The following is a 15,516-nucleotide window of genomic DNA, read 5'->3' as shown; positions in this document are numbered from 1 at the left end:
TCTTCCCAGCGGGGCGTGGGCTGCGCGCCGACCGATCACGGCGTCACCACGACGGTGTCGTCGAACGTGCGGTGGCAGGCACGGCGCAGCTGGTTCGCGTCCGCGGGACCGTCGAGCACCTGCACGTCCGCGACCGCACCGGCCCACGGGGCAGATCCGAGCTGCTGGCTCTGGCCGACGCGCAGGGCGCCGGCCGAGTTCCACTCCGCCCGGAACGCGGCTCCGTCGAGACGGTCGACCTCCGTGGCGCCGTCGAGCGAGCAGACGTACAGCCCGATCGTGCTCCCGCGCTCGTCGTACACACCGGCCACGTACACCCAGTCACCGACGCCGGTCAGGGCGGACGAGGTCACCTTGGTCTCCGCCGCGTTCGCCGCGCCCGTCGCGCGCATCGAGAAGGACCAGCACTCGGCCGCCCCGTCCTCGCAGCCGCCGTCGGCGCGGTAGCCGAGCTCGAACCCGCTCGCCGCGGCGCCGTCCTGGCTCACGATGGTCGCGCGCGACCCGGCGGGGCTCTGGTCCAGCCGGACCGTGGCGCCGACGGTGAAGCCCATCTGCGTCGCGAGCACCGGCCCGCTGGAGGCAGCGCCGTCCTCGGGCGAGTCGAGCAGCAGCGCCCTGTCGGTGCTCGTCGGGTCGAAGTCCACGAGCGGACCGTCCGTCCACCCGGTGGTCCCGGTCATCGCGAGCGGGTACCGGTTGCCGAACCCGCTCGAGTCGGTCGCGACGATCCCCTCACCGTCGTCGAGCGACCACCGGGCGTTCGCCGTGGGGATCGTGACGTTGAAGGTGTACAGCGTGACGCCGCTGACGTTTCCGGCTCGGTCGACCGCCTGGAGCCGCAGCGTCTGCGTGCCCGTGCCCGTCGGCGTGAACGCGACCGTGGGCGCCGCCCCGCTCGCGGTCTGGGCGAGCGCGGTGTTGTTGAACGAGTACTTGTAGCTGAGGACGTCCGTCGAGGCGCTCGCGAACGTGAAGGCACCCGCCTGGCCGATGCCGCCGGACCAGGCGCCCTCGGGGTAGACCGCCGGGTACGACGCCGTGGCCCTCACCGGGGCGACTGTCGGTGCGTCCGGGGCCGTCGTATCCACCCCGAAGCTGCAGGACGCGACCGCGCTCGTGAGACCCTGCGGATCCTGCGCATTCACGCGCATCTGGTACGTGGCGTTCTTCGAGAGCGTGACGGTGACGGCCTGCGTGTGCTCCGCCCCCGACGCCTTGGCAGTCGTGAGGCCGGGGTTGAAGACGGCGGTCGCGCCGGAGTACAGGTCGAAGTTCGCCTGCACGTTGCCGCCATCGGGATCCGCGACCACCGCACGGAGGGTCGGCGTCGCCGAGTTCATCCAGACGACCGTGCTCCCGCAGGCCTTCGTCACGGAACCGGCGGTGACACGCAGCGTCGTCGGCGTGGTCGGCGGACGGTTGTAGACGACCCAGAACTCCGCGTCGTTCTGGAACCGCTTCCAGTAGGCCATCGACGACTCGTCCGCCGCCAGGCCGACCGACCCCTGGGCCGTGTTGGCGTCGGCGATCGCCCGCGCCTGCGGCGTGGCGTCGAACTCGATGCGCCGCACCGGCTGACCGGCACAGCTCGACTTGGCCGCGAACGTCTGCGTGCTCATCGGCTCCCAGAGCGAGCCGCCCGGCCACCCGGTCCCGGAGCTGAAGTCCCCCGTCCGGTACAGCGTGACCGGGCGCGCCGTGCAGTCGTACGAGTGCGTCGCCACCGCCGTGAACGTCGCCGACACGATCTGGTTCGCGTTCAGGGAGCCGATGGTCCCGAGGCCGGTGAAGGTCCACAGGAGCCGGCTCTTGAACGTGGCCGAACAGGTCGTCGACGTAGCCCGGTTGCAGAGCCCGACTCCCTCGTCCGGCGCGAACGCGTACTTCGCGCCGAAGACGTCGCGGACCGCGGTCCACTGGTTGCGCGACCCCGTGACCGACGGGTCGATGTACACCGGCCACACGGTGTCGGCACCGGTGAGGAGCTCCGCATCGGGAACGATCGTCACGCCGTCGTCCGACACCTCGGCCGGCATCCACGCCACCGCGTCGCCTGCGGTCGGCCCGGCGACCGGATCGGTGTTCGTCACGCCCGCCGCGTCGGCGGGGGCCGCACCACGGAGCGACGCATCGGCGAGGCCCCGCCGCGCGAACGGCTGCGAGACCGGCGCGTCGGAGGACGAGTCCCACATCGCGGGAGTCGGGCTCGAGAAGATGACCTGGCCGGAGCCGTCGGTGGCCACGAAGCCGCCGCTCTCGGCAGCGACCTCGAGCCCGTCGCTCACCTCGACCGGGAACGTCAGCTCGGCGATCCGGGGGTCGGCGGCGGCCTGCGGCGACGCGACCCTCAGGACCTCGGAGAAGCCTGTCGCGTCGGCGTTCACGGTCACGAGCAGGTCCACCCCCGGCAGCACGTCCGCATAGGTGATCCGGGCGCCGTCCACGGTCGGGGCAGGCAGCTCGACCGGGACGTCGAACGTGAGCTCGTGACCGTCCCGGCCGAGGCGCGCCAGGGGCGCGCCGGCGGTGCCGTCGCTGAACGTCATCGCGGTGACCGGCGCGGCGACGACGAGCCCGTCCTCGCCCGGGACCACGGCATTGTCGATGTCGGCCCACTCACCCCCGACCTCGGTACGGACCGCGGTGGCGGAGCTGACCCACCGCATGGTGCCGTCACCCTGCGCGATGAGGGTGTCCCAGGGCGTGCGCGCGTCGAGTACCTCGACCTCGGACGAGCACGCGGTCGCGACCGCCGCGGCATCCGCCTCGGCGTCCGTCGCGGAGACGCAGTCGACCACGCCGGAGGGCGCCGGGCCCTCGACATCCGCAACGGCCGCTCCGGACGGCAGCAGGCCGATCGCGAGCGCGACGGCCGCGAGCGCCGCCAGACGGCGAGACGGCACGAAGGAGCAGGTCAAGCGCACACTTCCCCCTAGGACGAGGGGCGCCCGACGCCCCGGTGGCGGGAACGTACAGCGGACGCACAGGCGGTGTCCGGGGTTTCGAAGTTCACCCCCTCGTTCGGCCGCATGTGATCGATGTCACATTGGCGCTCGACGGGGCGCGGGGGTAGAAGCCGCGCCTTCCGGGCCGAACCGACGCCCTCACGCTCAGGCATCGCCCGCCGCACGCGCCCGGATCGCCCGGGCAACCGGGCTCTCCGGCCTTGCATGCGGGACGCCGCCCGGTCCAGCGTCGTGCCAGCCGAGGCGCACGGCCTCCCCGTCACGGAGGGCGCGACATGACCACGCACGACACCTCGCCCGCGCCAACCGCCCGCTCGCCCGGCGCCGGCGCAGGGCGGCACCAGGGGGCCGGGCGCCTGCGCCGTCGTCGACGGCCGCCACCGTCTTCGTGGTCGTACGCGCGGCCCTGCGAGCGCGGAGACGGCGTCCGCACCCTCCTACTGGGGGACGTCGTAGACGAGGAACTTCATCTCGACCGGGTCGCCTGGCGGGGCGACGACGACCACTTCTCTCGTCGGCTGGTCACGATCGAGAGGCTGCCCCCGGTGCTTCCGTCACGTGGGATCGCGCACCGAGCATGTCGGCCACCGGGAGAGATCGCGTTCTCCACCGTACTGATCGTGCCGGAGGAGATGCCCGTCTGCTCACGGTTGACCAACGCCTCCGCGTCGGCACGAGGCAGCGGGGTGCGCACCGCGGTCTGGTACACGACGCCTAGCTGCCCTCCGGCGAGCCCGGGCTGTGTCCGGCTCGGATCCGATCGACGGACTCGAGCCAGTCCTGCCACACCGCCGGGTCCGTCGACCTGCCGTCCGCGGCCGGCTGCATGTCGCCGAGGAGGTCTCGAAGATCGTTTCCCGCCCTGCCTGCGTACGAGGCGAGGTAGTCGGCCATCGCCAGGTAGGCCTCGTGCTCGGTCACGGCACCTCCCTCTCGCGCGCCGATCAAGCGCGCAGCGCCCGAGCGCTCCAGGGCGCCCCGAAGCAGTCCCGCACTCCGCACGAGGTCGGTCTCGTCGACCCCGCGGAGGTCGACGACCGACCCGCGTGCGTGCGGGGACATCGATCCGCCCTCGGGGATGGGGACGTCGGCCAGCGTCGCCCGGACGTACGTCAGCACCCCGACGACGAAGTTGCTCCAGTCCGGGAGCTGCAACCGGCCCATCTCTTGCGGAAACGCTGCCACCCAGTCCGCGGACCACGCGTCGATCATCCGGGAGAAGATCAGAGAGGCGATCTCTCCGGTCTCATCCGGGCAGGACCCGACGCCCGGCTCCCACCAGAGCGAGACGCCACCGTGCGGCTCGCCCTCGCCCGGCGGTGCGGCAGACACGCTCAGTCCTGCAGCCAGCTGCCCGACCGCGTTCACCGAGAGGCGGAATGTCGAGGCCTGTTCCTGAGGACGGTGGGCGAGGACGTCCGAGACGATCTCGCTCGGAGACATCCCCGAACCTGGGTCGCGGCCTGGCCTGGCCCATGTGGACAGAGCGGGCAGCACGTCCGCGACGACCCCCAGGAGCCCCTCCGCAGCCGCGAGGAGCGCCGTGGGGTCGTCCCACCTCGCCGCCCAGCCTGCGCGGACGTAGACCCGGTGACCCCCGAACGCCGTCACAGCGCACTCCTGCCTCGACACCGCTGCGACGGTCTGCCCGTGCGCGCCTCCTGAGGGTAGCCGCGCGCGTGCGGCGGCTCTCCCCTTCCGCCGCGGACTCCCCCAAATGGCCGGATCGGTGCCGCCTCGGTGGTCCCGCGAGGGCGGCAGTCGGCCCGTGACCGGCGGCTGCGCCGACCAGGGGAACGTGATCCACCGGTCCGTCCGGCGCCACACGGAGTCCGGGAGGACGCGCCGGGAGGCGGAGGGCGCGCACGCGCGCGCCGGGCACGCCCACCCCGATCGCCCGGCGACCCGGGCTCCCCGCCCTTCCGCCCGGGACGTGCCCTGGCCGAGCGTCGTACCCGGCGGAGGCACCGGGCCTCCCCCTCACGAAAGGGCTGGACATGACCACGCACGACACATCGCCCACGACGGCCCCGGCGTCGGCCGCGGCCACCCGGGTGCGCCCCCAGCCACGCGGCTGGGCGCTCGCCGGCATCGCCGCCGGGCTGACCGGCCTGGTCGGCATCCAGGCCTCCATGGCGCTGGGCGTGAACTGGGAGCAGACCGCCGGCGACGCGGACGCGATCATCGCGGACCTGTCCGGGCGTACCGGCGCGCTCCTGGTGTTCCACACGGCGACGATCGTCTCGGCGCTTCTGGCGGTCGTGTTCGCCGCCGGCCTCTCGCGGCGGCTGTCCCAGCAGGCGCCCGCCGGGAGCCTGCTGCCGCCGGTCGCGGGCGCGGGGCTGCTGCTGGTGGCGGTGGCCGGGCTGCTCGGGTCCGGGCTGGACACGCAGTTCATGTTCGGGTTCGCCGACGTCGACCTGATCGTCCCGGAGTCGGGCGCGTTCTTCAGCGACTGGATCGCGACCATCCCGTGGCTGTGGGTCGGGGCGGGGCTGTCCGGGGTGGCGGTGGCGGTCGCGGCGCTCCGGCACGCGGCGGCGCCGCGCTGGCTCGGCTGGGTGGGCGCGGTGCTCGGCGGGCTGACGCTGCTGCTCGGCATCTCCCCGCTGCAGTACATGGCCGGGTTCACCGGGCCGCTCTGGCTGCTGGTCACGGCGATCGGCTTCGCGGTGGGCGACCGGCGGTGATCATCGGCTTTGTGCCCGAACCCTCCCGTTCTGCGGTGGTATGCCCCTACGGTGACGCCATGGACCGGGAGGGTTCGGGCGCGCGCGACCAGGGACGCGACGGGGTGCCCCGGGTGGCGCTCGCGATCGCCCTGGTCGCCTGGCTGCTCGCCGGGACCGCCGCCGTGCTGCACGTCGCCGCCGAGGGCGGGATGACCGCAGGGGACCTGCTGTTCACCGCGGTCGACGTCACCGTGGCGGCCGTCTACGGCACCGTCGGCGCGGTCATCCTGTCCCGGCGCCGGCACCCCGTCGGGTGGTTGGTCGCGCTGACGGGCGTCGCGGGCGGGGTGTCGGCGGTCGGCGGCGCCTGGGGGGTCTTCGCGGCCACCCGGCCCGGCGCCCCCGCCCTCGACTGGCTGACGGGCGCCTTCGGCTGGGTGTGGGTGCCCGGCACCGTCGCGCTGTTCACGGTGGTGCCGTGGCTGGCCCGCGACCGGCGGCTCGGGCCGGTGGCCTGGGCCGGCGTCGCGCTGGGGACCGGCTCGGCCCTGCTGCTCACCGGGACCCGGCTGCTCACGCCGATGTCGGACGCGCGGGGGGCGATCGCGCTGGTCGTGGTCGCCGGGCTGCTCACCGCGGCCGCGACGTGGTGGCGGTACCGCCGCGGGCCGGCTGCCGAGCGCCGCGGGCTGGGGCTGCTCGCCGCCGCCACCGCGATCATGGCGCTGTCGTTCGTGCCGCTGCTGCTCGCCGACCCCGGGCCCGCGGCGTTCCTCGTCGTGCCGGTGAGCCACCTGGTCTGCCAGGCGCTGTTCCCGGCGGCGCTGCTGGTGACGGTGCTGCGCAACCGCCTGTGGGGGCTCGACCTGGCGATCAGCCGGGCGACGGTCGCCGCGCTGCTGACGCTCACCCTCGCCGGCGTGTACGCGCTGGTCACCGCGGGGGTGTCGGCGCTCGCGGGCACCACGACCCCGGGCGCGCAGGTGGCCGCGGCCGTCGGAGTCGTGCTGCTGCTCCAGCCCGTGCGCGGCTGGCTCCAGACCCGCGTGCGCCACCTGGTGTACGGCGAGGCCACCGACCCCGGGCGGGCGGCGCTGCTCCTGGGCCGGAGCCTGACCACGCCGGGCGGGTCCGCCGACCTCCTGGCCGGGCTGGCGGCGGCCGTCGGCGAGTCGCTCCGGCTGGAGTCCGTCCGCCTGGCGACCCGGGGCGCCGACCCGGTCGCCGCCTCCTGGGGGGCGCCCACCTCCGAGCCGGTCCGCGTGCCGGTCGAGCGCGCCGGCGACCTCGTCGGCGACCTGGCCGTCACCGCCCCGCCCGGCGAGCGGCTGGACGCCCGGAGCCGCACCGCCCTCGACCAGCTCGCACCCGTCGTCGCGGCCGGCCTGGCGCTCGCGACCGGGGCCCGGGACCTGGAGCGCGCCCGGGACGCCGCGACGTCGGCCCGGCTGCGCGAGCGCCGCGCGGTGCGGCGGGAGCTGCACGACGGGCTCGGCCCGTGGTTGTCGGGGATGCGCCTCGGGCTTCAGGGGGCGGTCAACCTGCTCGACGGCGGCCGACCCGACGACGTCGAGGCGGCACGCGCCGCGCTCACCGCGCTGCGGGACGAGGCCGAGCGCCGGGTCGAGGACGTCCGGGACCTCGCCCGCGGGCTGCTGCCGCCGGTCCTCGACGAGCAGGGCCTCGGGCCGGCGCTCGACGACCTGGTCCGGCGGCTCGGGCGCGAGGGGTTCGCGGTCGAGGTCGCCGGGGACGACCCCGGGGCGCTCGACCCCGTCGTGGCGGCCGCGGCGTACGGGGTGCTCAGCGAGGCGGCGCGCAACGCGCAGCGGCACTCCGGGGCCGCCGGCTGCCGGATCGCCGTGCGCCGGACCGCGGACCGGCTGGACGTGCGGTGCACGGACGCGGGGCGCGGGCCGGGACCGGCCGCCGGGTCCGCGCGGTCGGGCGACGCCGTCGGCGTGGGCACCCGCTCGATGCGGGAGCGGGCGGAGGAGCTGGGCGGTCGGTTCGAGGTGGCCGAGGCGGCGCCGGGGACGGTCGTGCGTGCGGTGCTGCCGCTGGTGCCGGGGGCGCTGGTGCCGGGGGCGCCGGTGCCGGGAGCGGGCGGGGTGCGCGCCGGGATGGGCGTCGGCGCCGAGTCCGACGCCGCCGAGGCGGTGCCGACGTGACGTTGCGGGTGGCGCTCGTGGACGACCACCCGGTGTTCCGGATCGGCATGGCGGCGCTGCTGGGCTCCCTCGCGGGTGTCGAGGTCGTCGGGACGGCGGCCGGGGCGACGGAGGCGCGTGCGCTCCTGATCCGCGACGGCGCGCCCGGAGCGGACGTCGTCGTCATGGACCTCGACCTCGGCGACGGGTCGGGGATCGACGTCACGCGGGAGGTCCTCGCCGCGCGGCCGGGGACCGCCGTGCTCGTCATGAGCATGCACGAGGACGACGACGCCGTGGTCGCCGCGGTCCGGGCGGGGGCGCGGGGGTACCTGGTGAAGTCCGCCCCGCCCGAGCAGGTCGAGCGCGCGGTCCGCGCCGTCGCCGCCGGGGAGATGATCCTCGGGCCGACGGTGGCGGAGCGGGCGATGGCCTACGTCCTCGGCGGGCGCTCGGCCGTCCGGGTGCCGTTCCCGCGGCTGACCGACCGCGAGCGCGAGGTGCTCGACCTGGTCGCCGGCGGGCACGACAACGTGGTCATCGCGCGACGGCTGGGGCTGTCGGCGAAGACGGTCCGGAACCACGTGGCGAACGTGCTCACCAAGCTGGAGGTGCCGGACCGGTCGGCGGCGATCGTGCGGGCGCGGGCCGAGGGCCTGGGCGGCGCGGGGGCGTCGACGGGCTGAGGCGCGGGGCCCCGGCCTGATCCCCACCCGATTGACGCGCCGCACCCCGATCGATCGGGTGGTTGCGCGACGATCGGGTGGGGTTCGGCGCGCAGCCCTCGGGGCTACGTCCCGCAGGCCTCGTCGAACAGCGCCACCGCCCGGGCGTCCCCGGCGAGCAGCGCCGCCGCGTGGCCCTCCTCCTCGACGAGCGTCGGGTAGCCCCAGACCGCGACGACCGGCTCGCCCCAGAGCGTCCGGCATCCGGCCCGCGCCCCGGAGTCCAGGGCGAACGCCCAGCCCGCGGGCACGACCGTCGCGAGGCCCGCGAACAGCTCCGCGGGCACGAACGCCGGGCCGCCCCAGTCGTCGCGCACCAGCACGCTCAGGTGGTCGGCGAGCACCACGACCCCCGCCGCCTCGTACGCGCGTCCGGGCGTCACCGCGTACGCAGACGCCTCGCTGGTGCCGCGTGGTCGGCGGCCGGCGGGGAGGAACGCGCCGCGGGCCGCCACGCAGCGCAGCCGCAGCACGGACGGGCCCCGCACGCGGCCGCCCCCGCCGTCAGTCCGTGACCGGCGGCTGCGCCGACCAGGGGAACGTGATCCACCGGTCCGTCCGGCGCCACACGAAGTCCGGCGCGACGATCGAGTGCGACTTCGCGTACAGCACCGCCGTGCGCGCCTCGTCGCAGTGCTCCGCGACCAGCCGCTGCACGAGCGCCAGGGTCTCCCCCGTGTCCGCCACGTCGTCGACGACGAGCGCCCGGCGGCCGACCAGCGCCGCGTTGTCCAGCAGCGGCGGCAGCACGACCGGCTCGGGCAGCCGCGCGTCGATGCCCGTGTAGAACTCGACGTTCAGCGTGCCGCAGGCCTTGAGGCCCAGCGCGTAGGACAGCGCGCCGGCGGGCAGCAGGCCGCCCCGGGCGACCGCCACCACGACGTCGGGCTCGAAGCCGGAGGCCACCACCGCGCGGGCCAGGTCGCGCGCCGCCTCGCCGAACTCGTCCCAGCCCAGGATCTCGCGCTCGTCGGGCAGGTCCTGGCCGGGTGCGGCCTCCGCAGTCGTCATGCCGGTCAGGCTAGCGGCCGGACGTGTGCGCCAGGTTTCGCGGGGCTGTCAGGACCCGGTGACGGCGGCCGCGTGCTCCACGATCCGCCGGACGTCGTGCAGGTGGTGCAGGGCGTCGTGGGCGTTGTTCCGGGCGACGTCCTCGGCGCGCTGCGGCCCGCGGGTGGCGTGGTCGAGGACGACGCCCTCCGCGAGCGCCGCGGACACGGCGTCCACCCAGCCCGGCACGACGCGCCGCAGCGCCAGGAGCGACGCCCCGACGGTCGCGTGCGCGTAGTCCCGCGCCGCCGCGAGGGCGTCCGGGTCGTAGCCGGCCGTGGTCGTGCGGCCGTCGCAGCGCGCGGCGTCCAGGCGGTAGGCCCAGGTCTCCAGGTTGTCGGCGACGTGCCGGACGTACGCGGCGGTCGACCAGCCGAGGTCCGGGTGCCGCAGGGGCTCCGGCGCCCCGACGAGCACGGCGGCGAACCGGCCGGGCACCTCGGACACGGCGTGCACCGCCTCCTCCGGGGTGCGGGCCCAGGTGTACCCGCACCCGGTGCACGGCTCCCCGTACAGCGCGGCGCCCCACAGCTCCATGCGGGCACCGTACCGCCGGGGCGCGCAGCGCCCGGCGGGGCGGCGGCCGGGCGGCTCAGGCGCTCTCGCGCAGGGCCCGCCGGCGGGTCTCGTGCTCGAACAGCTCGCGCGCGAGGTCGCGGTACCCGTCCGGGTCGGCCTGCGCGTCCATCCGCTGCAGGCGTCCCCGCAGGTCGGCGATGTGCCGGGTGAGCTCCATCTCGACCAGCGCCATGACCAGCCCGCGCGCGTAGCCGGGCAGCCGGTCGGGCCGGTCCTCGGGGAGCGGCGCGACGGCGAGCCGGGTGATCAGGCCCTCGACCGGCGACGCGGCCTCCTCGCGGACCGCCTCCACCCAGCCGACCGCCCCGCCCGGGCCTTCGGCCGCGACCTTGGCGCGCGCGGCGGCGGCCCCGCCCGCGGCGCGGATCGCGGCGTGCACGGCCCGGTACGCGGGCGCGCTGAACGCCTCGGGCGGCAGGTCGTCGAACTCCGGCGGCACGGCGTCCGGCATCTGCAGCACGGCCTCGAGCGCCCGCCGCTCGGTCGCGGTGACCGGGTCGCGCGGGTCGGGCATGGCCATCTGCGGCGCGGGCAGCGGGGTCGCGCCGTCGCGCGCGCCGCCGCCGGCCTGGTGGTGGTCGTGCGGGGGCGCGTCGTCGTACGGCTCCGGTGGCGGCTCGTCGAACCGCTGGCCGTAGCCCTGGCCCGGGTTGGACGGGCCGCGCCCGCCGCCCTGGCCGAACCGGTCGCCCCCGCGCCGGTCGTCCCAGCGACCGCCGCCACCGCCGCCGCGCGACCCGCCGCCCTGCCCGCCGCCGGGTCGACCGCCGCCCTTGCCGCCGCGCCCGCCGTCCCGGCGCCAACCGCCCTCCTCCGGGCCCGGGGGCACGAAGACCGAGCGGCCCGCGGTACCCGCCTGGCTTCCCTGGCCGTAGCCCGACGACGGCGCGCCTCGCCCTGCCCCGCCGGACGACGAGCGCCCCCCGCCGCGGTTCGCCTGCTGCACCGCGCGCTGCACCGTCTCGATGTCCATGCCGAGCCAGCCCGCCAGCATGCGGGTGTACTCGGGGCGCAGCGCGGCGTCCCGGATGCCGCCGGGGATCGGCGCCGCGGCGCGCAGCGCGGCCACCCGGCCCTCGGCGGTGTGCAGGTCGTAGCCCTGCAGGGTCGTGCGGATGACGAACTCGAACAGCGGCTGCCGCGCCTTCACCAGCGCGCGCACCGCGTCCGGGCCCTGCGCCTGGCGCAGGTCGCACGGGTCCATGCCGCCGTCGGCCACCGCCACGAACGTCTGGGCGCTGAACGCCTGGTCCTCGCCGAACGCGCGCATCGCGGCTTTCTGCCCGGCGGAGTCGCCGTCGAAGGTGAACACCACCTCGCCGCCGACGGACTCCCCGGACGCGAGCTGGATGCCGGAGCCGGCGCCGCCCGCGCCCATGAGCCGCCGCACGATCCGCGCGTGGTCCGAGCCGAACGCCGTGCCGCAGGTCGCGACCGCGGTGCCGACGCCGGACAGGTGCATCGCCATGACGTCGGTGTAGCCCTCGACGACCACGACCTGCTTGTTCTTCGCGATCTCGCGCTTGGCCAGGTCGATGCCGTAGAGCACCTGGGACTTCTTGTAGAGGGGGGTCTCCGGGGTGTTGAGGTACTTCGGCCCCTGGTCGTCGTCGTACAGCCGGCGCGCGCCGAACCCGACGGTGTCGCCGGTGACCTCGCGGATCGGCCACACCAGCCGGCCGCGGAACCGGTCGTACAGCCCGCGGTTGCCCTGGCTCATCAGGCCGCTCGCGGTGAGCTCGGCCTCGGTGAACGACCGTCCGCGCAGGTGCCGCAGCAGGTGGTCCCAGCCCTGGGGCGCATACCCGATGCCGAACTGCTCGGCGGCCGCGCGGTCGAACCCGCGCTCCGCGAGGAACTGCCGCGCGGTCGCGCCCTCCGGCGAGAGCAGCTGCTCGGCGAAGTACTCGGCCGCGACCCGGTGCGCCTCCAGCAGCCGCTGCCGCTTGCCGGGCTCGTGCCCGGGACGCGGGCCGCCGCCCTCCTCGTACCGCAGCGTCACGCCGGCGCGGCCGGCCAGGTACTCGACCGCCTCGGTGAACGGCAGGCCGTCGATCTTCTGGATGAAGTCGATGACGTCGCCGCCCTCGCCGCACCCGAAGCAGTGGTAGAGCCCGACCTGCGGGCGGACGTGGAACGACGGCGACTTCTCGTCGTGGAACGGGCACAGGCCCTTCATGGAGCCCACGCCGGCGGTCTTCAGCGCGACGTGCTCGCCGACGACGTCCTCGATCCGGGCGCGCTCGCGGACCGTCTGCACGTCCTCCCGCCGGATCCGTCCCGCCACGGTGACGATCCTAGGTCCCGCCGGAGGTGCACCCTCTCCCCGCTCCCTCCGCTGCGGCGCAGGTCACCCCGCGAGGTCGAGGGGTTCCGGCGAGGTCGAGGGTCTTCGGGGCCGTCCTGGCGGGAAACCCTCGACCTCGCGGGCGCGGGGGTGGGGGTGGGGGTGGGTCAGCAGGCGTCCCACGAGCGGCAGAAGGTGCCGTCGAGGGACGGCTGGACCGGGACCGCGTCCACGCGGGCGTGCTCGATCACGACGGGACCGGCTCCGGCGAGGGAGTCGATCTGCAGGAGCCTGCCCGTCGCCGGGTCCGCGACCAGCTGGATGGGGCCGTCGACTCCCGAGGGCGTGTAGACGAGGACCTCGCCCGGGCGCCCCGCGGCGTCGCTCCCCGCGGTCACCTCGGACCCCGGGAGCGACCGAGCGACCTGCCACGCCGCCTGCAGCAGCGGCGAGGGCAGCCAGCTCCCGTCGTTGAGGAGGTCGTAGGCCATGCCGAAGACCTTGTCGTCATCGGTGCCGGAGCGGCGGTCGGGCTCGATGCTGGCCCGGAAGACGGCCTCGAGTGCGGTCGGGTCCGTGGGCAGCCGAGCAGGGTCGCGCAGCATCTCGACCCACTCGCCGTCGATGCGGAACCGTCCGATCACGTCCGACGGCTCGATCACCTCCGCCCAGGCGAGGTCACCGTCGGAGACCTGCAGACCCGGTCGGTCCTGGCTGATCCACGTCTCGTGGACCCCGGACGCGCTCGTGTATTTCGTGTACCAGTACGGCGCCGCGTCCGCCTCGGCCGTGGCGCGGGCGTCCTGGGCGGACTGGTCCTCCGCGGGCGAGGCAGACGCGTCCGCCGACGGCTCGGCCGTCGCCACCGGCGTCCCCGTCCCCGCCGGCCCGGCCAGCGTGTGCGTCGACCACGGCGCCCCCGCCCAGGCCTGCCCGACCAGCACCCCCGCCAGTACCAGCCCGCCGGCCGCGCCCGCCCCGGCCGCGCGGGTCCAGGCCCGCCGTCGCCGGGCGCGCGGCACGATGCCCGTCAGGTGCACGTCGATCGTCGGGGCGGCGGACTCGACGCGGGAGCGCAGGTCGCGGGCGAACTCGTCGTCGGTGCTCATCGGGTGCTCCTCGGGTCGGTGGGGCGGCCGGGGCCGGCGGCGGCGTCCTCGCCGAGCGAGGCGCGCAGCCGCGCGAGCGCGCGCGACGCGGTGGACTTCACGGTGCCGACGGTGACGCCCAGGTCCTCGGCGACCTCGGCCTCGGACAGGCCCTCCAGGTGCCGCAGGACGACGACGCGTCGCTGCCGGGTGCTGAGCGTGGCGAGCGCCCGGACCAGCTGGTCGCGGTCCGCGTGCCGCTGCGCCCCGGACGGCTCCGCGTCGTGCGGGAGGTCACCGGGGTCGGTCAGCACCTCGCGGCGCCGACGCCGCCAGGTGTCGATGCGCAGGTTCGCCAGGACGCGTCGGGCGTAGGCGAGCGGGTCGCGCTCCCGCGCCCGCGGCCACGCCAGGTAGGTGCGGACGAGCGCCTGCTGCACGAGCTCGTCGGCCTGGTGCACGTCGCCGCACAGCAACCACGCGGTCCGGGCGAGCGCTGGCGCGGCGTCCCCCATGAACAGGGCGAACTCCTCGTCGGCGGTCGCCCGGCGGGTGGGCTCGCGGCGCGCCCCGCGGTCCGGAGCGCGGTCGGGCTGCACGGGGAGCAGCAGCTCCGCCGGCGCGTCGGGCCCCTCGGCCGGGGCGGCGATGGTGACTCTCACACCCGGTACACGCACCGCGGGGCCCGAAGGTTGCGTCAGTACCTCGGCGGGGGCGCCAGGCGCGCGTGCCAGGCGGCCGCGCTGACGTCGGTCAGGCTCGCCACCTGGTCCACCACGACCCGCAGCCGGGCCGCGTCGTCGGCCGCCGCGCGCCAGTCCGCCGCGAACGGCGGCTCCAGCGCGAGCGGCGCCCGCTCGGACAGCACGTGCACGAGGTCGGCCAGGATCTCCCGCTGCCTCTGGTAGAGCGGCTCGAGCTCGCGGGGTGCCATGACGTAGGCGACGGCGAGGCCCTTGAGCACGAGGATCTCGGCCTGGGTCTCCTCGGGGACGATGAGGTCCGCGGCGTACCGGGTCAGCGGGCCGGGCCCGTACTGCTCGCGGGTGGCGACCTGCGCGGCTCGGGCGAACCGGCCGATGAGCTGGCTGGTCGTGTCCTTGAGCGCCGCGAGCGCCCGCCGGGTGCCGTCGAACCCGGGGCGCCACAGCTCGGCGGCGACCAGGCGGTCCATCGCGGCCTCGAGCCCGGCTGCGTCGATCGCGTCGCCGTACCAGGTCTGGATCGCCTCGACGACCCGCGCGCGCTGGTCCGGGACCGTGAGCACCCACAGGTCGAACCGGCCGCCGACGACCGCGTCCTCGACGTCGTGCACGGAGTAGGAGATGTCGTCGGCGAGGTCCATGACCTGGGCCTCCAGGCACTTGCGCCCGGTCGGCGACCCGTCGCGCAGCCAGGTGAACACCGGCAGGTCGTCGGCGTAGACACCGAACTTGTGCGTCGGGCGGCCGGTCGCGGACAGCGGGCCCTCGCCCACGCCCCAGGGGTACTTCACCGAGGCGTCGAGCGAGGCCCGGGTGAGGTTGAGCCCGACCGCGACGCCGTCCGGGCCGACGACCTTCGGCTCCAGCCTGGTCAGCAGCCGCAGCGTCTGGGCGTTGCCCTCGAAGCCGCCGATGTCGCGGGAGAGGTGGGCCAGCGCGCGCTCGCCGTTGTGGCCGAACGGCGGGTGGCCGAGGTCGTGCGCGAGGCACGCCGTGTCGACGACGTCCGGGTCGCAGCCCAGGGTCTTGCCGATCTCGCGGCCGACCTGCGCGACCTCCAGGGTGTGCGTCAGCCGGGTGCGGACGAAGTCGTCGGTCGACGGGCCGAGCACCTGCGTCTTGGCGCCGAGCCGGCGCAGCGCCGAGGAGTGCACCAGGCGCGCGCGGTCGCGCTCGAACGGGGTCCGGGAGCGCGACTTGGGCGCCTCGGCGACCCAGCGCTCCCGGTCGGCGTCGACGTAGCCGTCGGGGTGCTCGCTGGTCACGGGCCCCAGTTTAGGTGGCGGGCGGCC

General features: G+C 75.9%; 12 protein-coding genes. 3 read left to right on the top strand and 9 right to left on the bottom strand.

Going from position 1 to position 15,516, the window contains the following annotated elements; genetic code table 11:
- Positions 1–35 precede the first annotated feature (35 nt).
- Together AC3WUG_RS12905 and AC3WUG_RS12900 are read right to left on the bottom strand one after the other, a co-directional pair.
- Positions 36–2,906: a LamG-like jellyroll fold domain-containing protein gene (locus AC3WUG_RS12905; RefSeq protein WP_492328030.1), complete on the bottom strand. Its 2,871-nt coding sequence runs from the start codon at positions 2,904–2,906 to the stop codon at positions 36–38.
- Positions 2,907–3,683: 777 nt separating this feature from the next.
- Positions 3,684–4,412, bottom strand: coding sequence for a hypothetical protein (locus AC3WUG_RS12900; protein WP_492328029.1), 729 nt, complete (start codon positions 4,410–4,412; stop codon positions 3,684–3,686).
- Between the two features lie 554 nt (positions 4,413–4,966).
- Here AC3WUG_RS12900 and AC3WUG_RS12895 point away from each other — a divergent pair.
- The 3 genes from AC3WUG_RS12895 to AC3WUG_RS12885 are packed head-to-tail and all read left to right on the top strand — an operon-like array spanning position 4,967 to position 8,477.
- Positions 4,967–5,659: a hypothetical protein gene (locus tag AC3WUG_RS12895; protein WP_492328028.1), complete on the top strand. Its 693-nt coding sequence runs from the start codon at positions 4,967–4,969 to the stop codon at positions 5,657–5,659.
- A gap of 59 nt (positions 5,660–5,718) precedes the next feature.
- Complete coding sequence (locus AC3WUG_RS12890) at positions 5,719–7,812, top strand: sensor histidine kinase (protein ID WP_492328027.1); 2,094 nt, start codon at positions 5,719–5,721, stop codon at positions 7,810–7,812.
- A complete protein-coding gene (locus tag AC3WUG_RS12885) occupies positions 7,809–8,477 on the top strand; it encodes a response regulator transcription factor (RefSeq protein ID WP_492328026.1) in 669 nt (222 codons plus the stop codon). Before AC3WUG_RS12890 ends, AC3WUG_RS12885 begins: the two co-directional genes overlap by 4 nt.
- Positions 8,478–8,581: 104 nt before the next feature.
- Here AC3WUG_RS12885 and AC3WUG_RS12880 read toward each other — a convergent pair whose 3' ends face one another.
- From AC3WUG_RS12880 to AC3WUG_RS12850, 7 genes are all read right to left on the bottom strand, one after another.
- Positions 8,582–9,004: a hypothetical protein gene (locus AC3WUG_RS12880; protein ID WP_492328025.1), complete on the bottom strand. Its 423-nt coding sequence runs from the start codon at positions 9,002–9,004 to the stop codon at positions 8,582–8,584.
- Positions 9,005–9,020: 16 nt separating this feature from the next.
- The gene (locus AC3WUG_RS12875) at positions 9,021–9,527 is read right to left on the bottom strand and encodes a phosphoribosyltransferase (protein ID WP_492328024.1); all 507 of its coding nucleotides are present in this window, start codon (positions 9,525–9,527) and stop codon (positions 9,021–9,023) included.
- A 48-nt stretch (positions 9,528–9,575) separates the two neighbouring features.
- Positions 9,576–10,103: a DinB family protein gene (locus AC3WUG_RS12870; protein WP_492328023.1), complete on the bottom strand. Its 528-nt coding sequence runs from the start codon at positions 10,101–10,103 to the stop codon at positions 9,576–9,578.
- Positions 10,104–10,158: 55 nt separating this feature from the next.
- The gene (gene dnaG, locus AC3WUG_RS12865) at positions 10,159–12,432 is read right to left on the bottom strand and encodes a DNA primase (RefSeq protein ID WP_492328022.1); all 2,274 of its coding nucleotides are present in this window, start codon (positions 12,430–12,432) and stop codon (positions 10,159–10,161) included.
- A gap of 167 nt (positions 12,433–12,599) precedes the next feature.
- Entirely contained in the window at positions 12,600–13,541 is a 942-nt protein-coding gene (locus AC3WUG_RS12860) for a hypothetical protein (protein ID WP_492328021.1), read from the bottom strand.
- Complete coding sequence (locus AC3WUG_RS12855; protein ID WP_492328035.1) at positions 13,538–14,035, bottom strand: SigE family RNA polymerase sigma factor; 498 nt, start codon at positions 14,033–14,035, stop codon at positions 13,538–13,540. Before AC3WUG_RS12855 ends, AC3WUG_RS12860 begins: the two co-directional genes overlap by 4 nt.
- 182 nt (positions 14,036–14,217) lie before the next feature.
- The gene (locus AC3WUG_RS12850; RefSeq protein ID WP_492328020.1) at positions 14,218–15,489 is read right to left on the bottom strand and encodes a deoxyguanosinetriphosphate triphosphohydrolase; all 1,272 of its coding nucleotides are present in this window, start codon (positions 15,487–15,489) and stop codon (positions 14,218–14,220) included.
- Positions 15,490–15,516: the final 27 nt, after the last annotated feature.

It is taken from the genome of Cellulomonas sp. EB106-03-03-XG116 (assembly GCF_058792015.1).
Note: the sequence above shows the minus strand (reverse complement) of the source record. Positions and strands in the feature narration are given on the sequence as shown.